At 34.8% G+C, this 23,253-nt stretch carries 14 protein-coding genes; 9 read left to right on the plus strand and 5 right to left on the minus strand.

Annotated elements, in window-relative coordinates; translation table 11 throughout:
- The 7 genes from ABXQ82_RS14520 (at position 1) to ABXQ82_RS14550 (ending at position 6,535) form a co-directional block, all read left to right on the plus strand.
- The gene (locus ABXQ82_RS14520) at positions 1 to 777 is read left to right on the plus strand and encodes a rhomboid family intramembrane serine protease (RefSeq protein WP_367061201.1); all 777 of its coding nucleotides are present in this window, start codon (positions 1 to 3) and stop codon (positions 775 to 777) included.
- Positions 777 to 1,622: a rhomboid family intramembrane serine protease gene (locus tag ABXQ82_RS14525; protein WP_367061204.1), complete on the plus strand. Its 846-nt coding sequence runs from the start codon at positions 777 to 779 to the stop codon at positions 1,620 to 1,622. The genes ABXQ82_RS14520 and ABXQ82_RS14525 overlap by 1 nt, the downstream gene beginning before the upstream one ends.
- A 1-nt stretch (position 1,623) precedes the next feature.
- Complete coding sequence (locus ABXQ82_RS14530; RefSeq protein WP_367061207.1) at positions 1,624 to 2,643, plus strand: endonuclease/exonuclease/phosphatase family protein; 1,020 nt, start codon at positions 1,624 to 1,626, stop codon at positions 2,641 to 2,643.
- Between the two features lie 326 nt (positions 2,644 to 2,969).
- Complete coding sequence (locus tag ABXQ82_RS14535) at positions 2,970 to 4,382, plus strand: M20/M25/M40 family metallo-hydrolase (protein ID WP_367061210.1); 1,413 nt, start codon at positions 2,970 to 2,972, stop codon at positions 4,380 to 4,382.
- A gap of 13 nt (positions 4,383 to 4,395) precedes the next feature.
- A complete protein-coding gene (locus ABXQ82_RS14540; RefSeq protein WP_367061213.1) occupies positions 4,396 to 4,719 on the plus strand; it encodes a hypothetical protein in 324 nt (107 codons plus the stop codon).
- Between the two features lie 46 nt (positions 4,720 to 4,765).
- Positions 4,766 to 5,320: a hypothetical protein gene (locus ABXQ82_RS14545; protein WP_367061215.1), complete on the plus strand. Its 555-nt coding sequence runs from the start codon at positions 4,766 to 4,768 to the stop codon at positions 5,318 to 5,320.
- A gap of 129 nt (positions 5,321 to 5,449) precedes the next feature.
- A complete protein-coding gene (locus tag ABXQ82_RS14550; protein ID WP_367061218.1) occupies positions 5,450 to 6,535 on the plus strand; it encodes a T9SS type A sorting domain-containing protein in 1,086 nt (361 codons plus the stop codon).
- Positions 6,536 to 6,601: 66 nt separating this feature from the next.
- Here the strand turns inward: ABXQ82_RS14550 and lysA are convergent, their stop codons facing one another.
- Positions 6,602 to 7,837 carry a diaminopimelate decarboxylase gene (gene lysA, locus ABXQ82_RS14555; RefSeq protein ID WP_367061375.1) on the minus strand — a complete coding sequence of 412 codons (1,236 nt, stop codon included), beginning with the start codon at positions 7,835 to 7,837 and terminating at the stop codon, positions 6,602 to 6,604.
- A gap of 202 nt (positions 7,838 to 8,039) precedes the next feature.
- On the opposite strand from lysA, the gene sucC reads away from it, so the two are divergent.
- The gene (sucC, locus tag ABXQ82_RS14560; protein ID WP_367061221.1) at positions 8,040 to 9,233 is read left to right on the plus strand and encodes an ADP-forming succinate--CoA ligase subunit beta; all 1,194 of its coding nucleotides are present in this window, start codon (positions 8,040 to 8,042) and stop codon (positions 9,231 to 9,233) included.
- 36 nt (positions 9,234 to 9,269) lie between these two features.
- Here sucC and ABXQ82_RS14565 read toward each other — a convergent pair whose 3' ends face one another.
- A complete protein-coding gene (locus ABXQ82_RS14565; RefSeq protein WP_367061224.1) occupies positions 9,270 to 9,548 on the minus strand; it encodes a DUF1456 family protein in 279 nt (92 codons plus the stop codon).
- A 370-nt stretch (positions 9,549 to 9,918) separates the two neighbouring features.
- Here ABXQ82_RS14565 and ABXQ82_RS14570 point away from each other — a divergent pair, with 370 nt between their 5' ends.
- Positions 9,919 to 10,332, plus strand: coding sequence for a TerB family tellurite resistance protein (locus ABXQ82_RS14570; RefSeq protein WP_367061227.1), 414 nt, complete (start codon positions 9,919 to 9,921; stop codon positions 10,330 to 10,332).
- A 71-nt stretch (positions 10,333 to 10,403) separates the two neighbouring features.
- On the opposite strand, the gene uvrB is transcribed toward ABXQ82_RS14570, so the two are convergent.
- From uvrB to ABXQ82_RS14585, 3 genes are all read right to left on the minus strand, one after another.
- Positions 10,404 to 12,407, minus strand: a complete 2,004-nt coding sequence (gene uvrB / locus ABXQ82_RS14575) for an excinuclease ABC subunit UvrB (protein ID WP_367061230.1) — start codon at positions 12,405 to 12,407, stop codon at positions 10,404 to 10,406.
- A gap of 24 nt (positions 12,408 to 12,431) precedes the next feature.
- On the minus strand, positions 12,432 to 18,179 hold the full coding sequence (locus tag ABXQ82_RS14580; RefSeq protein WP_367061233.1) for a T9SS type B sorting domain-containing protein: 5,748 nt from the start codon (positions 18,177 to 18,179) through the stop codon (positions 12,432 to 12,434).
- Between the two features lie 161 nt (positions 18,180 to 18,340).
- Positions 18,341 to 23,218 (minus strand): choice-of-anchor L domain-containing protein, encoded by a 4,878-nt coding sequence (locus tag ABXQ82_RS14585; protein ID WP_367061236.1) that lies wholly within the window; start codon positions 23,216 to 23,218, stop codon positions 18,341 to 18,343.
- Between the last annotated feature and the right edge of the window lie 35 nt (positions 23,219 to 23,253).

Here is a 23,253-nt window from a genome sequence, read left to right on the forward strand (position 1 = left end):
ATGATGAGGATTACAGATACAGTAAAGCATTTAATCATTATTAATGTGATGATGTTTATTGGGACCATATTTATTGCAAATGGTGCTTTTTACGAATGGTTTGCAATGCATTTTCCGCAGAATGAATCGTTTAAACCATGGCAAATCATTACGCATATGTTTATGCACGGTGGTGGAGATTTGCAACAATTAAGTATTACACATTTATTATTTAATATGTTCGGACTCTGGATGTTTGGATCGCCTGTGGAACAAGTTTTAGGTTCAAAACGTTTTATATTTATTTATATATCTGCCGGTTTGGGCGCTGTAGCTTTACAAGTGGCGTATTATTACTTTAAGTTTTATGGTGGATTGTCTTTGGTGGAAGAAGCCGGTTTTAATCAAGTTGAAGTTTATGAAACATTGAAATCTGGCTTTAATATGTATGATAAGCGTTGGGAATCTGTTTTAAATCAAGATCAACTAGGAGATTTTGTGGGTATATTTAATGGCATTATGGTTGGTGCATCTGGTTGTTTAATGGGAATTATGGCTGCCTTTGGGATGATGAACCCTAATGCAGAATTAATGCTGATATTTTTGCCAATACCTGTAAAAGCGAAGTACTTTATTCCGGGCATTATATTAATTGATTTGATTTCTGGAATTAGCGGACAGTCAATTTTCGGATATGGAAATATTGCCCACTTTGCCCATGTAGGAGGCGCTTTAACCGGTTTCCTCATTATGTTGTACTGGAAAAAAACACAGTTTAATAAAAACCGTTGGAATTAATGAGGTCTCTTAATCAAGACATAAAAGAGAAGCTTTCAAGATTAAATATTCTTGAAAAGTTAATTGTAGTTAACCTTGTTGTTTTTATTGTGGGGTTACTATTCTCGCCTATTCTATCATGGTTGGAATTGCCTAGTGAATTTGGGAAATACATTTTAAAACCGTGGACACTAATAACCTATACCTTGACGCACTATGGGTTTATACATATGCTTTTCAATATGCTGTTCTTATATTTTATAGGTCGTATGTTTTTAAATTTATTTCAACCAAAAACAGCTCTAAATATTTATTTTTTGGGAGCTATTTGTGGCGGCATATGTTACTTGCTTTTTTATGATTTCTTGCCGAAAAGTCAAGTTGGTTTGCCGTTAGTGGGCGCTTCGGCTTCGGTACGCGCATTGTTAATATTTCTATGTGCTTATATGCCAAATCAAGAAATGCGATTGTTTACCCTGAAATTCAAGCTTTGGTATATTGGGGCAGCTATCGTGGCTATTGATGCCATAGGCCTTTTTGGTGTTAATGGCGGAGGTGCTTTAGCACATCTTGGTGGCTCATTATTGGGCTATGTTTACGCGAAACAATTAACCAAAGGACACGATATAGGTAAAGGATTTGAGAAATTTATGGATGCGTTTTTTGCCCTGTTTAAATTTAAAAAGAAAAGTCCGTTAAAAACGGTTCATAAAAATAAAAGTAAGGTAGGAGGCTATACTAAAGCCGATTTTGATAAGTTTAACAATCAGAAGAAAATTGATGTTATTCTAGACAAAATAAGTAAAAGCGGTTATGATAGCTTAACGTCAGAGGAAAAAGACTTTTTGTTTAGAGCAGGAAAGTAATATGAAGAAATTAAGTTTTATTGATAAGATATTTTGGTTGATCAATAGAATATTAGCTGTTCTTTTGCTATTATCTTTTGTGCTTCCATTTTTGCCTCCCAAAACATTTTCTGTTTTATCAGTTTTGAGTCTTGGTGTTGCGCTTTTAATATTAGTAAATGTATTGTTCTTTTTATATTGGTTAGTAAAGCTGAGAAAACAATTTATGCTTTCTGCGGTTGTACTTGCCATTGGTTATTTTTCTTTCGGTTCTCTGTATAAGTTTTCATCTTCAAAGCAAGTAAAAGGGCCAGGTAATTTTAAAGTGATGAATTATAATGTGCGTCTGTTTAATTTATACAAATGGATTCCAGAAGATAGTATTGAAACTAAAATAGTAGATTTAATTAAAACCGAAGCACCGGATATTTTAAGCTTACAGGAATACCATCCGCATAAGAATGTTGATTTGTCTTTTTTTAACTATAAATATGAAAAACTATCAGGAAAGAAGACAAAATACGGACAGGCGATTTTCTCAAAATTTCCAATCATAAATTCAGGTTCCATAGAGTTTCCCGATACTGCGAATAATGCAATTTTTGCAGATGTGGTCATTCAAAAAGATACATTGAGAGTCTATAATATCCATTTAGAATCTATGCGCATTGATACTAAAGTGGAAAACCTAAAAAAGGAAGATTCCGAACGTTTGTTTAACCGCGTAGGCACTACATTTAAAATGCAACAATTTCAAGCAGAATTGTTTTTACTCCACAAAGAGCGTTGCAACTACAAAATGATAATTTGCGGAGACTTTAATAATACGGCCTTTTCTTATGTCTATAGACAAATAAAGGGCGATTTAAATGATAGTTTTAAAGAAGCAGGAAATGGTTTTGGCCGTACTTACGATTTTAAATTTTTCCCCGTTAGAATTGATTTTATTCTTTCAGATGAAGCTTTTGAAGTCAATGGGTTTAAAACCTATAATGAGCATTATTCCGATCATTATCCTATTAGAACGACTCTTAGTCTTTAGTTGGCAGTATTCAGTAAGCGGTAAGCAGTCTCAGTCACAGTCTCAGTTTTCATTAGACAGCTGTAAGCTGCAAGTTTTAACGTTATTCTTTGCGCCTTCGCGACTTTGCGCGATTAAAATATCACGCAGAGCAACCCAGAGAACCACAGAGTTTCACAAAGAAATAGTTCATTTTCTTTTTTTTACTTTTTTTCTGTGAATCTCCACGCAACTCAATGTACCTCCGCGTAATTTTTGTTAGAGCCTTTTACGCGAAATAAAACTTTAAGAAACCTTTTAGACTCCCAAACTTCCATAAACCCTATATTTATAATCAAAAAGAAAGCATGCAATTACTCAAAACAAGCATACTCATAATACTGGTATCACTATCACTTCAAATTAAAGCACAAACCGACGAGGCTATTTTTAAAGACATCTATAAAACAGCATTAACCAATGGTAATAGTTACGAGTGGTTAGACCATTTATCCAATCAAATAGGAGGGCGTTTATCAGGGTCTTACAACGCAGAAAAAGCTGTAGCTTACACCAAAGAAGAATTAGATAAATTAGGGCTCACTAAAGTGTGGTTACAACCCGTTATGGTACCAAAATGGGTAAGGGGCGCCAAAGAATATGCATATATAGAAAGTACGGAAGGAACAACGACTGCGGTTAATATTTGTGCGCTTGGAGGTTCTATTGCAACACCTGGAATTGGTGTAAAAGCGCATGTGGTAGAAGTCAAAACTTTCGAGGAATTAGAAGCATTGGGAAAAGAGAAAGTAGAAGGCAAGATTGTGTTTTATAACCGACCAATGCAAGCAGATTTAATTAGCACGTTTGATGCATATGGCGGTTGTGTAAATCAACGATACAAAGGCGCAGTAGAAGCAGCAAAGTATGGTGCAGTTGGTGTCATTGTGCGTTCCATGAATTTAAGATTGGACGATTTACCACATACTGGCAGCATGACTTATGATGATTTACCAAACGATAAGCGTATTCCGTCGGCAGCCATAAGCACCAAAGATGCTGAATTACTAAGTAGCATGACAAAGCTAGATCAAGGGGTAAAGTTTTATTTCAGGCAACATTGCAAACAACTTAAAGATGTGCAATCCTATAATGTGATTGGAGAAATTAGAGGGAGTGAATTCCCAAACCAATATATTATAGTAGGTGGCCATTTAGATTCTTGGGATTTAGGCGACGGCGCACATGATGACGGTGCAGGAGTAGTACAGTCCATGGAAGTTCTCAGACTTTTAAAAGTGTTAAACATACAACCAAAACGCACCATTAGAGTGGTGTTGTTTATGAATGAAGAAAATGGTTTAAGAGGAGGGAAGAAGTACGCCGAAGAGGCAAAACAAAAGAACGAAAACCACATATTTGCCCTAGAAAGTGATGCTGGTGGTTTTACACCGAGAGGGTTTTCCTTTGATTGTAATGCTGCTAATTTTAATCAGGTTTTGGGATGGCAACATTTATTCAAACCATATTTGATCCACTTTTTTGAACAGGGTGGAAGTGGTGCAGATGTCGGCCCGCTTAAAAAAGACACAAATGTTTTGGCAGGTTTAAGACCGGATTCTCAGCGTTATTTCGATTACCACCATGCGAGTAGCGATACTTTTGACGCTGTAAACAAACGTGAATTGGAACTCGGAGCAGCAACCATGACTGCGCTAGTATATTTATATGATAGGTATGGTGTGAATCCGATTTCAAATCCTCCAAAAATTAAAAATTAAAAACTTTTTTATTATGTGGGAAGAAAAACTAAAAATTTATGATGCCCTTGTGGATAAGTGTCCACGATTTGAGCGCAAAGGAAAATCCATGATTTATACGTCTGCAAATGGCTATATGTTTTCGTTATTAAATAAAGCAGGGGAAATTGGGATTCGTTTTCCAAAAGAAGTTCAAGAAAAATATATCGAAGAGTTTCAATCATCATTATACAAATCTTATGGTGCTGTTATGAAAGGTTATGTATTAATCCCGGACCATATTCTGGAAGACACCAACCTAAGTGTAAAACTTTTAAATGAAAGTTATGATTACGTCATGACTTTAAAGCCCAAATAAATCCATAATCATAATCGGTATTTATCACACCAAAAAACATAAATAGATGAAAAAAACCATTGTAGTATTTACGTTATTCTTATCAACATTTATCATGGCTCAGAACACAGAAAAATTGCCGTATTATGAAATACCAAAAGCATCGGAAACCTATACTGCCGGATCTGTTGCATCAAGAATGGTGGATGGTTTAGGTTTTAGATATTTCTGGGCAACAGAAGGTTTAAGACCAGAAGATTTGGCTTATAAACCAAATGAGTCAGGAAGAACTTCGGATGATATTATGAATCATTTGTTAGACCTTTCCAACTTTATTTTAAATTCAATTTCAGAAGAAAAAATAAATAGTGACAAAACCGATATGACTTTTGAAGCGAAAAGAAAACAAACACTTTTAAATTTTGAAAAAGCTTCGAATATTTTAAATTCTACTGAAGACCTTTCGACTTTTGATACCAATAAATTTCCGTTTTGGAATATTATTAACGGCCCAATAGCTGATGCTTTATGGCATTGTGGACAGGTTGTGATGTTGCGTCGCGCTTCTGGAAATCCGTTTAATTCTAAGGTGAGTGTATTTAATGGAACAGTAAAAAAGTAGTTAAAACTACTTTCATATGTAAGCCAATGATGCTATAAAAGTCATTTTAACCATGAATTATGTTTTTTATATGGTAAAATATTGATTCTTGAATAAGAATCATATTTTTACTAATTAAATTTATTAATTATGAAAACAATACTACTCCCGTTATTTTTATTTCTTATTACGTTATCCATTCATTCCCAAGCGCCTATTCCAAATTTTGAAAGTACAGATGGATCTGAGTTTCTAATTGTAACATCTTCAAGCGTTGATCAAAGCGCCTCGGGTGCTAATTTAGTATGGACATTTAACGATTTAAATAAAGATGGGACATCTATAGATTCTAACAGAGCACCTATTGACCCAGATGAAACGAGTGTCTATGCTGGAACAACAGATGTTACGGTGTCTGTTGCAAATATGTCTTCAGAAAATAAAATGTTATTAAAAAAAGATCCAGTTGGTGGAACGCAGGATGTTTTTTTTACGGGGCTTTTAATTGAAGGCTTAAATTTAAACTACGGTATTGATAATGCTTTTATGGGTAATTTCCCTATGAATTTTAGCGACCCAATTGGCACGGCAGATGTGGTTGACGGTACATTTCAGTACATCGGTGCGATTACAGTCGATGGAATTATTGATAATGATGATTCAAAACCAGAAATTGACTCACCTAGTACAATTCTGGCTAATGTAGATGCACATGGTACTTTAACGCTTAATAATGCATGTGAATCAGGTGATGATTGTGATAGCTCTTTTAACGGTGCGGTAACAAGACTTAAAGTTGTACAAACTTTAAATTTGTTCGTACCTGCTTTTAATCTTTATGGAACAGCAGCGCAAACATCGTACTATTATTATGATGATAGTAATGGCAATTTGGTATTTAGAACCTCTCGTATAGTAATTACTTCGGCGCTTCTAAATGACGATATAACGATAATGGAAGTCTTGACCCAGAGTACTTTAAGTAATGAAGAGGCTCAATTGGCAGAAGCTTCGTTAACTATATCTGAAAACCCTGTTAAAGATGTTTTGAAACTAAGTTTGGGCAATGGTGCTACAATTAATGCAATTGCCATTTCTGATATTACAGGAAGGCAGGTCTTAAATAAAAAGACAAATGCAACAGTATTAAATGTAGCAGCATTAACTTCTGGAATTTATATTGCCACAATAACAACCGATAGAGGTATTGCCTCTAGAAAGTTTGTTAAAAAATAAGAGAAGTAGTATTTTAAAATAATAAGTATAAAAAAGCGTTTCAATTTTGAAACGCTTTTTTTAGTTTTATGCAGTAGTAGTTTTTTCTTTTTTAATCGAAAAATCTACTTCAATTTGATTGTGGATAATATCATCAAAGGTTTCGCGCTTTCTAATTAAATGCGCTTTGTTTTTGTACCAAAGCACTTCTGCGGGTCTAAACCTAGAGTTATAATTGCTTGTCATTGAGAAACAATAGGCACCAGCATTTTTAAATCTTAAAATATCGCCTTCGTTAATTTCATTGATACGTCTGTTGTTTCCAAAAGTGTCAGTTTCACAAATATAGCCTACTACGGAATAGAAACGTTCCCGTCCGTCTGGATTGGAAATATTGTCAATATCGTGATGAGAGCCATAAAACATTGGGCGTATCAGGTGATTAAAACCAGAATCTACCTGAGCAAAAACTGTAGAAGTTGTTTGTTTTACAGCATTCACTTTAGTTAAAAAATGACCAGATTCACTCACTAAAAACTTACCAGGTTCAAAAGCTAACGTTAAATCCTTTCCATATTCCTTACAAAATGCATTAAATTTTGCAGACAATTTTTTACCCAATTCTTCAATATTGGTTTCAATATCTCCAACTTTATAGGGCACTTTAAATCCAGAGCCAAAATCTATAAATTCTAGATTATTAAATTGTTTAGCCGTGTCGAATAAAATTTCACTTGCATATAAAAACACATCAATATCTAAAATGTCACTTCCTGTATGCATGTGAATCCCGTTAATATTCATTTTTGTGTTTTCTACAATACGCAACAAATGTGGTATCTGATGAATTGAAATTCCAAATTTAGAATCTATATGTCCTACAGAAATGTTCGCATTTCCACCAGCCATAACATGAGGATTTATTCTAATGCAAACAGGTGTATTTGGATGTTTCGTTCCAAACTGTTCCAATATCGATAAATTATCGATGTTTATTTTAACACCAAGTTTGGCAGCTCTTTCAATTTCATCAAGCGCAACACCATTAGGAGTATATATGATTTGTTCAGGTGAAAAACCAGCGGCTAAACCTAATTTTACTTCTTGAATTGAAACGGTATCAATGCCAGAACCCAATTGCTTAAATAGTTTTAATATAGATATATTCGATAATGCTTTGACAGCATAATTTAGCTTTAAGTTTTTTACAGATTTAAAAGCATTGGTTAATCTGTGATATTGAGATTCAATTTTCTCTGCATCATAAACATATACAGGACTTCCAAATTCTTGGGCAATTTTTAATAATTGTGCGTTTTCCATCAGCTTTCTAATAATTTCGGACAAAGATATTTTTTTACTTAGAAAAACAAACAAATAACTCAAATTTAAACAAATTAAACATAGTGTTAATTATTTAACAAAAATTAAGTTCTAACAAAATCTAGTCAATACTGCGTTAAATATTAGCTTAATTAATAGTGATTATTTACATTTGTTTTTCTTAAAACAGATACAGCAAACTATGAATTTACATGAATATCAAGGCAAAGAAATATTAAGAAGTTTTGGTGTGCGCATTCAGCGCGGTATAGTCGCACAAAACGCTAACGAAGCAGTAGCGGCCGCTAAACAATTAACTTCAGAAACGGGCACGAGTTGGCATGTTATTAAAGCCCAGATTCATGCCGGAGGACGTGGAAAAGGTGGTGGCGTTAAGCTTGCTAAGAATTTAAAAGAAGTAGAAGAAATAGCTGGACAGATTATAGGAATGAATTTGATCACACCTCAAACTTCAGCAGAAGGGAAAAGGGTGCATCAAGTTTTGGTTACCGAAGATGTGTATTATCCAGGTGAAAGTGAAACAGATGAATTTTACATGTCGGTTTTATTAAACAGAGGCACCGGAAGAAATATGATTATGTATTCTACCGAAGGTGGGATGGATATTGAAACTGTTGCAGAAGAAACACCAGATTTAATTTTTACTGAAGAAATCGATCCTGCTGTTGGTTTAATGCCATTTCAAGCGAGACGTATCGCTTTTAACTTAGGATTGTCTGGTCTTGCTTTTAAGGAAATGACAAAATTTGTTTCTGCTTTATATACTGCATATGTAAAATCTGATTCTTCTTTATTTGAAATCAATCCTGTTTTAAAAACCAGCGATAATAAAATAATGGCAGTTGATGCAAAAGTGACTATTGACGATAATGCATTATTCAGACATAAAAATTATGTTGATTTACGTGATGTACGTGAAGAAAGCGCTATTGAGGTTGAAGCTGGAGAACTTGGTTTAAACTATGTTGACCTTGACGGAAACGTTGGCTGTATGGTAAACGGAGCAGGTTTGGCCATGGCAACTATGGATTTGATAAAACAAGCAGGCGGGGAGCCAGCAAACTTTTTAGATGTTGGAGGTACTGCAGATGCTGCTAGAGTAGAAGCAGCATTTAAAATCATTTTAAAAGACCCTGCCGTAAAGGCGATATTGATTAATATTTTTGGAGGTATTGTACGTTGCGACCGTGTTGCGCAAGGTGTAATTGACGCCTATAAAAATATGGGAACTATAAATGTGCCAATTATTGTGCGTTTACAAGGCACTAATGCTGATATAGCAAAGGAGTTAATTGATAATTCAGGATTAGACGTTATGAGTGCTACTGAGTTTCAAGAAGCTGCGGATAAAGTCCAAGCGGTTTTAGCCAAATAGAATATTCAATACTATAAATTTATAAAGAGCAACAAGTTAAGTGTTGCTCTTTTTTTGTGTTTTATTTTCCCCTTTTGGAGTAGATTTCTGTTTTGGTGGCATTGGGCCTCTTAAGTGAATTACCAAACCATTCAAGAAATTTCTAAGAATTTGATCGCCACATTCCATGTACTTAGGATGGTCTTCTCGTCTAAAAAAAGCACCTAATTCGCTTTTAGAAATTCTAAAATCTACTAAGGCTAAAATTTTAACAATATCGTCGTCACGTAATTTTAGCGCAACTCTTAATTTTTTTAAAACATCATTATTAGTCATATGTTTTCGTTTCGTCTTTATTTACCAATGCATTTCATCGATTTTGTAAAGTGATAGATGCATTTCTAGCGTTTTTTATAATTTTTGTAAATATACCTTAAATATTCTTGCTTTAAATGAGTTTTTGCATCAAATGGTATAGTGTAAATAACTGAAAATCAATACATTAATATTGGTTGTTTTAGATAAAACGGAGTATCGACGAAATGACAACATGCTTTTTTTTTAGATTAAAAAAAATCTTTCTTGATAAAGTAGATGAAATAGCCGATAAGTAACAGTCACTTTTTCGATAAGAGACATTATATCTACGATTATTAAAAACCCTTTCTGTGTAAATTTATACTATAATAAAAAGAACCCTAAGGAAATGATTAATAGAGTAGAAAAATTAAGTCTTTTATCTGAAATGATTGCCTTTGCGCAGTATGAAAAGAATATTAAAGACATTGAATATAACTTTTTGTTAGGTGTTGCCAAACAATTGGATATTTCTCGTGAAGATTTTGATTATTTAATTAATCATCCAGTTCACTATACGCATTTAAAATCCCATAGTGAGCGTATTGTTCAGTTTCATAGACTTGTTTTATTAATGAATATTGAACAAGAGCACGGAAAAAGCAAAAATTCATCTGGTGTAATAAAGCTCTATAATTTTGGATTACGTATGGGGTTAAGCCACGAATCGATTTCGAAGGTTTTATATCTTATGGAAAGTTTTCCAAATAAAATTGTACCTCCTGATGTTTTAATAGATATTTTTAAAACACAATATAATTAGTTCAGAGTAGCTAGTTAAATTTTACAAAAATTTTATAATTCGGCTATATTTTTTTTGAAAAGCTAAAAGTTCTAAACTTTTAGCTTTTCTAATTTATTTTGATAAGATTTTATGTCGTCTCTTAATTGTGCCGCAATAATAAAGTCCAATGCTTTTGCAGCCTCTTCCATGAGTTTGCGCTTTTCTCGAATTTTCTTTTCCAGTTCTGGTTTAGATAAATATTCACTCTCAGGTTCTGCAGCCCTTGCAGCTTCTAATTCATAACTATATGTACTTACTGAATTTTTGGAAAGTACATTATCCAAACTCTTGTTAAGTGCCGTTGGCGTAATGTTGTTTTCAGTATTGTAAGCTATTTGTTTTTCACGTCGATAGTTCGTTTCATCAATTGTTTTTTGCATGCTTTTTGTAATCTTATCGGCATACATAATAGCTTTTCCATTTAAGTGTCTTGCGGCTCTTCCAACAGTTTGGGTCAACGATCGGGCAGAACGTAGAAAGCCTTCTTTATCTGCATCTAAAATGGCTACCAAAGAAACCTCAGGTAAATCCAGGCCTTCACGCAATAAATTAACACCAACCAAGACATCAAACAAGCCTTTTCTTAGGTCTTGCATGATTTCTACACGCTCCAAAGTATCAACATCACTATGGATATAACGACAGCGAATTTGAATTCTGTCAAGATACTTTGTCAGTTCTTCTGCCATTCTTTTGGTAAGCGTTGTTACCAAAGTACGTTCGTCTTTTTCAATACGTTGTTGAATTTCTTCAATTAAATCATCAATTTGATTTAAACTAGGACGCACTTCAATAATAGGATCTAGTAATCCCGTAGGGCGAATGACTTGCTCCACATAAACACCACCTGTTTTTTGTAATTCGTAATCGGCAGGAGTAGCACTCACATAAATGACTTGATTTTGGATGGCTTCGAATTCTTCGAATTTTAAGGGTCTGTTATCCATCGCTGCTGGAAGCCTAAAGCCATAGTCCACCAAATTTTCTTTCCTGCTTCGGTCACCGCCATACATAGCGTGGACTTGTGAAATTGTAACATGGCTTTCGTCCACTACCATTAAATAATCATCTGGAAAATAATCCAATAAACAGAATGGTCGTGTACCAGGAAGCCTTCTGTCTAAATAGCGGGAATAGTTTTCAATACCAGAACAATAGCCTAATTCACGTATCATTTCCAAATCGAATTCCGTACGTTCCTTAAGTCGTTTTGCTTCTAAGTGTTTGCCTATTTCCTTAAAATAATCATGTTGTTTTACTAAATCATCTTGAATTTCTTTAATAGCACCTTGAAGTACATCTGGAGAGGTTACAAACATGTTTGCTGGATAAATAGTGAGCTGGTCATATTTTTCAATAACTTGATTCGTTTGGATGTTAAACGATTCCATGTCTTCGATTTCATCTCCAAAAAAGTGAATTCTAAACGCATCATCTGCATAACTCGGAAAAATATCAACGGTATCTCCTTTTATCCTGAAATTACCATGTCTAAAATCTGCCTCGGTTCTAGAATACAAGCTTTGAACTAAAAGATGCAGTAATTGTGTTCGGGAAATGACCTGATCTCGTTTTAAAGAAATGACGTTTTTTTGAAACTCCACGGGATTTCCAATACCATAAATACAAGACACAGAAGCGACTACCAATACATCTCTACGGCCAGAAAGTAATGAGGATGTTGCACTTAGTCGCATTTTTTCTATTTCCTCGTTTATAGATAAATCCTTTTCTATGTAAACACCAGAAACGGGAATGTAAGCTTCCGGTTGGTAATAATCGTAATAGGATACAAAATACTCAACGGCATTATTTGGGAAAAACTGTTTAAATTCAGAATATAATTGTGCTGCCAATGTTTTATTGTGGGCCAGAACTAGGGTAGGACGTTGTACTTCTTCAATCACATTAGCGATCGTAAACGTCTTTCCAGAACCAGTTACACCCAGTAAGGTATGGTGTTTTTCTCCAGAGGAAAGACCTTCCGAAAGTTGATTAATGGCTTGCGGTTGATCTCCAGTAGGTTTGAATTCAGATTCAATTTTAAATTGCATCTTACAAAATTACAAAAATATGTGCTATCGTTTTAAAGTAAAATGTCCCATAAATGTTCTGCCATCTTCAAGAAAAACTTTAAACCAATAATCGTTCGTTGGCATTTGTTGTCCATTGAAAGTACCATCCCAGCCATCTGATGAGGTCAATATTTGTTTCATCAGTTTTCCATATCGGTCGTAGATATGAATGGTGGTATTTGCTTGCGTGTTTTCATCAACTCCCTTTATTTGCCAAACATCATTAAAACCATCGCCATTTGGCGTAAAAAACCGTATGTACCCTATAACTGAAATATCTAAAGAAGACACACCACAAATTTCGTCTCTAACGTAAATGGTGTAAAAGCCAGGTTTTACTCTGTCAAAAAATGGTTCATCTTGATAAGTCATAAAATTGGAATCCCTTTCCGTTAAAGCATAATCATAATCTCCCATACCAAGATTAGTTGGGTCTATGGTTACGGAATTATTTTCTGATAGGTCTATTATAGTAACGTCTTCATCTGTAATTGTAGCAATTTCTGAAGCATCTACGAAAATCTCTCTAAATCTTGAACAACTTGACCCATCAGTTTTTGTAAGTGTAATAGTGTAAGTCCCGGGAATGGAAACATCAATGGTTCTTTGGTTTGAAACAAGTTGGTTTGTTGTCGAGTTGTCTAAGCTTGTCCAAAGCCATTCGTAATCAAATACTTCAGTAGTATTATCTTCAAATGGTTCTAAAGTAATACTGAATGTTGGATTTGAGGAACAAACAAGTCTTGGAGTTTCTACTGTGAATTCTGGCAACGGATTAACAACTAATTCTATATTTGTGGTTGCAAAACAAGAAGGATTTTCAGGGTTTATAACTTCTACTGAAATAACTTGATTTGTTGAAGTTAAAGCAGAAGGTAAATTAGGACTGTCTATTATTGCGTTGCCATCTTCATCAATATAATTGTAAAAAATTGACATGCCACTTTGAGTTCCTAAAATAGTACTCGTAAAAGTAGAGGTGTCAAATTCATAAAAACCATCGTCATCTATATCTCCAAGCGCTCCATCACAAACTATTTGTCGAGGCACAGGATTTGCAATTGGCTGTTCGTCTATAACAAAAGCTAATGTTGTTTCATCATAACAAGGGCCATCAGGATCTTGCGTATTATTGTTGGTTACTCTTATTGTGATAGTTTGGTTTTCTGAAGAAAAAACAGATTGTATTGGACTAGTAACTGGTGTACCATCAGCATATAGCAAAGCAGCTCCACTAGCATCAAAATAGGTAATAGTAACATCTGCTGGGTTTTGACCGCTTAAAATATTTGTTTCTAGTTGTGAAGTATCAAATGGGTAACTTAAAACAGCATCAGTTACATCAAAATTACATGCTCTTTGCATCGTTACAGGATTTGCAACTGGCAATGCTTCAACATTTAATAAATTCTGAAACTCCTGAAGTCCTAAACAGTCGTTACCTAAAATACTCTTAACTCTTACCCAGATATTTTGGGTATTTGGAGAATTTGTGTTTTCGTGGTTTGCGATATCCAGTATTTCATTGGTCTCCAATTCCGCATCTAATTGACTTTCATAAAAATGAACGGTAACATAAAACGTTGGAAATACAGTATTGGAAATTTCGTTTCTAACGTCTGTCATGTCAAATGTAGCAACGCCATCTCGAAAGTCTGTACCATCATCACATTGGTATTTTTGTGATGGCATGTAAGTTGCCAATGCAGCACTACTGGGGTTGACTTCTAAAGTAATTGGGACAACTCTAAAACATGCGTTAGGGTTCTCAACACGAATCCAAATAGTTTCTGCAACAAAACCTAAAGCATCTTGGTACATCTCTGGAGTTGTAATGGCATTTATTGCGGTTTCAGCTTCTGGTTGGGTTTCATAATATGAAAATGAGAGATTTTCGGTAGCATGGTTTATGTTGATTTCTTCTTTTATGTTGTCTAAAGTAAGGTTGAAAAATGCTTGTCCGTCATTGGAAGCATCATCACATTGGGCATAGGTATCAGGATTATTTGCTTGTGGCAACTGAAAAACTTCAATTTCAAAAGACGTATCTGTGTAACAATCTGTAAATAGATTATTTGTTACTCTTACATAGATTGTTTGTAATCCAGAAGTTGAATTATTAAAAGCTGTTGGATCTGGTATTTGACTAGAATATCCAGCATCGGTAAAATAGGTTAACGTGAAATCTGAGTTAGATTGTCCATTTAAAATCTCAGTTTCTTTAGTTATTAAATTGAAAGTTATAAAACCATCAATATCCGTTCCTACGGAAGTATTATCACAGTCTTGCAGCCTCGTCATGGTTGCTGTATCTGTTGGAAAAGCAGTATCATAAACCTCTAAATTAAAACTTGAAGTTGCGAAACATGTTGTATTTGCATCATTTTCTACTCTTGCAAAAATGGTGGCATTTCCGCTTTCAAACGGACTTGTAATGGCATTTAGACGATCATCTGCATCCGTTTGTGTTGGATGATAAGTAATCGTCATTCCTGCTTGCGAATTGATGGCATTGTTTTGTAATGTCAAATCAAATGGCATTGTGCCATTATTGTCATCATCGCATAAACGCATTACAGGCGCAGTATTCGCAATGGGTAAAATAGCAACAGTTAAGTCTATTTCATCGGAATAAAAACCACATGTATTTCCGTTTCTATTTAAGTAAACTCTATATTGATTGTTATTGAAGGTAAGAGGTACATTGCTAATTATTAATGCATTGGTTAATGCCCCAGAATAAGTAGCATCGTCTGTAATTACTGTCCAGTTTATACCGTCTGTACTTAGTTCCCATTGATACGTTTCAGCTTCTGGGGAAACCACCGAAATTATGGCATTTGATAATTCGCAAACTTCAGTATCTATTGGTTGTGTTGTAATTGAAAGAGGTGCAGCGTCTAAATAATCAGCATTTGGTATAGTGTATCCGTCTGATGCATTTGTGACCAAACCTTGTCCCGTACTAAAGTCTGGAGTGACATCAACTATTACATTTCCATCACCTAGATAATTATCTCCATTTCCATCAGAAAATCCAGCTTCAATCACATCGCTACACCTGTCGCCATCACTATCTTCATCTATATAACTGAATACACCATCAGTATCAAAATCATTCAACGTGTAGCCCATTAAATGACTATCTGGAGCAGTTTCAGCTTCATCTGCCCATCCATTTGTGCCCAAGTTGTTTTCTACAATGCCATTTAAGTCGGTGTCAGATAAGGTGCTTAATATGCCCGTTTCAATTAAATCGGTAATACCATCGTTATCACTATCTAAATCGTAAACATCTGGCACGGTATCACCATCAGTATCTATTGGTGGGAGTGAAGCATCATAAGCATCATCAAGTCCGTTTGTATCCACATCGTTTCCAGATAAAGGAATTAATGTACCTTGATTTTCTATCAAGTCTGGAATACCATCATTATCACTATCTAAATCGAATTCATCTTTAATGCCATCAAAATCGTTGTCTTTTTTAAAACAAGTTAGCGAAATAAGGGCATTAATTACTGACGTTGCAGCAACATCTACAGATTTATGATAAAAGGTAAATCCGTCAACTTGGTTTGCGAAAAACTGATATGGTGTATTTCCTGTTGCGGAAGCATTGATTCTAAAATGTATTTCTGAGCCAGAAATTTGTGTCACTCCAGTTTCGAAAATACCATCAAAATTAGAATCGACTAGCAATCTATCATCAGGATCAACCAAAGTAATGTTTTTATTGGCTGGAAGAATTCTAACAATAAAAAACTCATCATCTAAACCGGTAGCGGTAATTGATAGGTCTTCTGAAAATTTCACATTAACGGGTTCGGTAAAGGATAACTCAAAGGTGTTCTCTCCATTTGCTGTTGGCGGAATAGTACTAGAAATACTTCCTAAATTATCTCCGGTAAATGTATTTGTTCCCCCAGAACTGTTAGATTGTGTATAGTTGCTTGAAGTAATCGTATTGTTTATTGTTGCATCTTGAAAAACCAATTGGGGGGCATTTATGTTTGATACATCCATAACGACATCTCCTCTGGATTCTGTACAATTAAGAATACCATCGTTATCGTTGTCTATATCTAAATTATCAATAATACCATCATTATCCCTATCATCAGGACAGATACTTACCGGGACTTCAGCAGATTCAAGTCTCTCTAAAGTACAGGTTATGATACCTATTAATCTGTATTTACCGGGAAGTGTTGGCGTAATTGAATTCGTGGTAAGCATTAAATCCTGAAAACCAGAACCCGACCCATCGTCAAACTGCCATTCAAAACTATCAAAATTTTGAGTATTGGCAGCTTCTAATGTGATGTTAGGGATACAGTTTCCTAAGGTTGCAAATTGCGCATCAAAATTTATTTCAGGGTTTGATGGAAAGCCAGAATAAAAACTACCTGATGTTGCGGCGCCATTTACATTAAAATAGGCTACATATAGCTCGTCATTACCTTGTACAGAAACGTTTCCGTTTAATCCTGTAATTTTATAAGTAATATAGTCTGCTTTACCATCTACATTACTGGGGCCAATGGTGGAAAAGTTATTAAGGGGCTGATTGTTTACCGTTACCGTAGCTCCAACTTTGGTAACTATGGATAAACCACCTAAATATTGTGTGTTGCCAATATCATCGATATTAGCAATATTATTAATATTTCCTCTTGTTTCACAACTTAAAGGTGGTACAAAAAACATACCTTGATTTGCTTCAGAATTAGACCCAACACCTTGGTAAGCAAAAACTTTTTTTGAAGTTTCAACATACATGTTTCCAGCGCCGTTAAACAGATTACCTTCAATTAAATAATAGTCTCCGGCATTTATTGTTGCAACTGGTACATTACCATTAATGCTTACAGTAGTATTATCAAAATGCGCCACTATTAAAACATTTTCCCAAGCATTATTACCACCTCCTTTTACAAAAATATACTCATTCCCAACTTTTGATAAACCAGCTATTTGGTCTATACCATAATCCCTTCCATTGCCATTGTCAAAACTACCATTTGCAGACCCACAATTAACTACTATCGGTTTATCGGATGTTACAAGGCATCCAATCAAACCATCTCTATTAATTATATTGTCATCACTATTTGTAGCAATTGTATAACTTTCTCCTTCGTTTAAAGTCACATTGAATGGCGTGGGCCCTGTATAATTTTTTATCAGTAACCCAACAGGTAAATTGCTGAAATCTATCAAAGTATTATCTTCTGTAGCCATTACCGAAACAAAATTCAAGTAATTGCTTTGAGGGTTTTCATTGGTATAAGAACCAACCCTAAAAATTGTTCCCAATGCAGAAGCTCCTTTACTAACTAGAGCACCAGCTTGAGAACCACCACCAGCATTCATTCTTACAGATACATAGATAGGTGCATCTGCTTCAATAATATAACCTCTATTGGCTGTTACAACACTTGTTTGAGGAGAGGGGATGAATAGCTGTCCATCTCCAGTACCAATACTTATTTCGACAGGAGCAGCATTTGAAACAGTTCCTGTAATGTAGTTTGCTGCTGGCTGCCCAACTGGAATAATGGTATAGGGAACATTTCCATTATTGGGTGTTGACAAATAGATGTATTGATCCTCTGGATTAGCGTTTCCAAATTCTGCGTAAGTTAATGGCGGAATAAAGTGTTTTTTACTTAATTGTGAAAAGCCCTTATAGCTTAAAAGCACAAGTATTACTAAGAGTGTTTTATTTAATGGGCTGCTATTGAACATGTAATATATGGGCGCATTAATACATTAGTTGCTCACTAAAGTACTAGGTTTAAACTTTTTTGACTCAAATAAACGCTTATGGTTTAATTTCCTGTTTTAAAAAACTAAAATATTAACCTTATGCCAATTATTTAAAAAAAAAACACAAAAAGTTTAAGAGCTTAACGTTTTAATGCAAAATGACCTCTAATGTTGAATGATTCTCCGTTTTGTATAATATCTGCCGAAAACCAATAATCATCTGAAGGCATATTTTGTCCATTAAATGTTCCGTCCCAACCAGGCGAGTTATGCGGTAGCATTTTTAACAGTTTACCGTGTCTGTTATAGATATAGATTAAAGTGCCAGGTAATTGTTCTATGCCAACAATATGCCAGGTATCAAAACTATTATCTCCATTTGGGGTTACAAATTTTGGAATGTCTATTACAAAAACTTCAGTTGTAACGGGTTCACAACCATTCAAATCTTCAATTGTAACGGTATGAGGGCCAATAGATACGTTTTCAAAAATGTTTGAAGTTTGCGGTTCTCCACCATCTAAACTATAAACATAATTACCAATACCACTTACATTAACTGTAATTCTGTTTGGGTCTGCAAAATCGGTGGTTGTAGTTATGATGTCTGTAGCCTGTTCAGACTGAATTACTGTTATGGTTTTATCATTACTACAATTATTGGCATTGGCATGTTGGGTTGTTATTGTAATGTTATATTCTCCAATTTGTGATGCGTTATTGATTACGATTACAGGAGAAGTTGAATTATCAGCACTTGGATTTACCGTTGTTGACCATAAATACGTATCGTTTGGATTGCCGGTACTAGCATCAATAATAAGTGGTAAATTATCTAAACAGAGTGTTACTGAATCTTCAATAGGAACAATTGGTAAGGGGTTGACAAAAGTTGTAAATTGATTCGTACTGAAACATCCTGTAGCATTGTTTTCTATTCGGAAAAATATTATTTCCCCATCTACAGATTCATGCATTGAGTTTAATTGATCTGTTTTTGTTTCGGCGTTGGCCAATGTGCTGTAATAGGAAATGGCATAATCACCCGCTGTTTGAACTCCTAAAATATCACTATTTGCTTCAGTTAAGTCAAAAATTAAAAAACCGTCCAAGTCATCATCACACTCAATTAAATTTTGTGGGGTGTTGGCAATTGGGTTTGGATTAATTTGTAAGGTGAAATTACTCAATGCAATACAGCCGCTAGTAATATTCTCTATACGTGTATGTATAACATGACTTGTTGAAGTGTATGTATAAATATTGCTTAAAGCACCTGTGTTATTTTGGGCATTAACAGCACTATTATAATAATTTATAGAAACTGTGCTTGCATCATCAACTAACATATCATCTATTGTAGATAAATCAAATGTGTTGGTGTCATTATCACAAATAGGGAAAGTGCCATTAAAAATCACCACAGGTATAGGCATTACCTCAAGTTCTAGCGGAATAACGGTATAACATGTAGTTTGGTTATTGGTAACTTTTATATATACTGTTTTTGAACTAGATATATAGGTGTTTGGATTTGGTATGGCTAAAACGTCATCATCAACATCTGCCATGTTTTCAAAATAGTTGATGGTGATATCTGTTTGGAACCTGTCAAAATTTTCATAATCAGCATCATCTAGATTAAATTCTGTCATACCGTCATAATCATCATCACAGAGTGAAAGTACTTCGGCATCAGAAAGATTGGGAGAGGCTACCACGTTTATTCCAAAATCTTCAAATGAAACACATGAAGAGTCTTGGTTTTCTATTCTAACATATATCTGTTCCGGATTAAGCGTATTTGTGTATTGTAAGGATAGTGGATATATGTTATCTATGGCATTCTGTTCAGTAGCAAAAAAAACAATGTTTAAATTGGTAGTTGAGCCTAGGGACATTTCATCTCTTTTTTTAGAAAAATCAAAAACTCCGATACCATCATTTGAGGCATCATCACAGATTAAGAAAGACCCGGGAGCATTGTAAACAGGATTGGCACCTACTTCTATAAAAAAGGAAGCTGTTGCGCTACAATCTGGATCGGTTAAATTTTCTACCCTTACATGAATAGTTTGTGGGCTTGATGTATTTGTGTATAGTGTATTCTTATCTATAGGAATTGTTAGTGCTGCATCTTCAAAGTAAAATACTTCTTTTCCTGTTTGTCCATTTAAAATTTGTGCATCCCAATCAGAAAATAAAAAGTCTGTCATTTGATCATTATCATCTTCACATATTTGAAAATTATCAATATCGGTAATTACAGGTAAAGTATTAACAAAAATTTCTAGAGTTGCTATAGCGTAACAGCCAGAAGTTGCACTTTCAATTCTCACATAAATAGTTTGTGTCCCGGTTTCAAAAATAGTAGGATCTATTACAGGATTGGTGTCATTATTTGCATCCGTATCCGTTGTAAAAAAATCTATGTTCAAACCAGTAGTTCCCGTTACTATATCGGGGATTTTATCTTCTAAATTCAAAATGGTCATGCCATCTTGATCTGTATCACAAATTAACCAAGGATCAGGATTTGTTATCGTAGGAGCTGGAACAACGGAAATGTCAAAGGGGTTTACCGTAAAACAACCAGTATCTTCATTTTCTACCCTTGCATAAATAGTTTCCTGCGGTTGTGAGTTGGTATAAAACGGGGGGTGTGGATTAAAATTGGTTTCGGCATCAGTTTGAGAGCCAAAATAAAATACACTAAAATCTGTGTTTCCACCTGTAATTAAATCATCGAATGAAGTTAAATCTATGCTCACTATACCATCGTCGTCGTCGTCACAATATTCAACAGGAGTTATAGGGTTAAATACTAAAACAGGATTCACTATCAATTTTATTTCATCTACTTCGTTACAAGAACCATTTTCAATACTAACCAATAACGTAGTTGGGTTGGAAGCGGTGTAAAGCACATGTTTATCTAGTGGATTATTGGTGTCAAAATCGGCTTGCGTTTCGTAAAACGTAACGGTAATGTTAGGTAAATCATTAGCTATAAAGGATTCTATAATAAACAGGTTAAAGTTTATCGTACCATCGTTGCTTGGGTCGTCACATAAGGCAAAATCACCTAAATCTGTACCTGTTAGCAATAGATTAGTATGAATTTGTAAAGGCACTATGGATGCACATCCTGTAACATTATCTTCAACTCTTACAAAAACGGTCTGAACATCTGGTGTGATGTTTTGATAGTTTGTTTCATCAGCTATGGCATTAATACCTTCTTCCGCATCTGCTGTGGTTTCATGGAATGTAGTTGTGGTTCCAGTTAATCCTGCTAAAATATCGGAAATGGCTTGGGTTAAATCAAAATTATCGATACCATCATGGTCTGTATCACAACCGTCTAAAGGAATAGGTTCTCTATTGACGACAGGCCCATTTGTAATATCTATGGTAAGGCTTGAGTTATTATAACATCCTGTAGCAGAGTTTACAACTCTTACATAAATAGTTTCTGTTGGGGTGTTTGTATTTACATAGTTTTCAGGATCGGGTATTGGGTTATTACCGGTAGTGGTGTCTAAACTATTGTAATGGTATGATACTACTAAACCTGATTGACTGTTTGTGATCTCATCGTCTTTTTCCCTTAAATTAATAGTTGTGAAACCGTCACTTGGGTCGTTATCACTATCACAAACAGGTAAATTTGTAGGGTCTATTATATTTGGAATAGGGCTTACCACTAGATTAAATGTAGAATAGGCAATACATCCCGAATCCATATCATCAATTCGAATAAAAATAGGTTGCGTTGGTGATGTATTTTGAATGGGAGTAGTAATAGCGCCTATGTCGTTTCTTGCATCCGAGTCAGACAAGTGATAAGAAAAATTATAATTTGTAAATGTAATAACACCTGCTAATTCGGCATCTTTTGTTGATAAATCGAAGGTTTCTGTTTCGTCGCCACTTAAATCATCACATAAAATATAATCGCTTAAAGGGTTAAAAGTTATCTCGTTTTGAATGTGAACTACAATTTCGTCTTCCTCTAAACAATCAGAACTATTCAGTCGATTTGTTATCACAACTCTATAAGTTCCGCTTTGAGTTACATCCAATATAGGGTCTGTTTGCCCGGGAATGGGATCTGTATTGCCATTAAAAAACCATTCATAAGTTGATGTAGGGTTTCCAATATCAGCGTTAAGAGGTACCGATTGTGCACAAGTGTCTATATCTTCACCTAAATCAAGAATTTTAAAGCTATCACCTTCAATAAAAACGGCAGAATCTAAACTTTGGTCAAATCCATCTGCAATAACCAATTTTATATGGTATTGTACATAAGGCGTTATGGTTGCCGAAGCTGTAAACACTTCGGTTCTACCATTATAATTAGTGTCTCCAATATTATAACCATCAAAGTATTGTTCATTTTGTGCCGCACATACGCCAACAATTTCATCATGAACCGTATTGGTATTAACTGGAGTTGCAGTACCTGGCACCACAGCTATATTTTGATAAGGGCCAGCACTTCCTACTTCTCTAATAAGAAAAGCAAATCCGTCTGATACATTACATGGGTTGATACCTGAGTATTCTTCTGATGCCAGCAAATAATTGAACTGTACCTGACTTGAAATTGAAATAAAGTCAAATTCAATAGACGTAGCGTTAGATGTATTCGTGATACCAAGTGCGGTTTCCAGATCTGGATCTGTGCCCCAAGTTGTAGCACCTTCACTTAGTGGTGTAGTAGTAAGGTTATTTCCGCCAGACTCTGCAGCACCAGTAGAAAGCATAATACCATTTTCAAAAGGAAAGTTGGAACTTCCACGGCTAAACTCGGCATAACTTCTAAAACCGGTTGCGTTACCGTTTATGGCAGAGGTAATATTAGAGACTTCAACGCAGCCATCTACCAAATTATCTTCTATTAGTTCTCGAATGGTAACATTTCCGTTAACGGATATTTGTTGTGATAGCGCAGTATTAAAGCAACATACGAGGGTTGCAATAAAAATGTAAAAATGTAGGGGCTTTTTCAATTTTATATATTTGGGTAAAATAACACTATTTTAAT

This window comes from Algibacter sp. 2305UL17-15 (genome assembly GCF_040720935.1).
Classification (GTDB): Bacteria; Bacteroidota; Bacteroidia; order Flavobacteriales; family Flavobacteriaceae; genus Jejuia.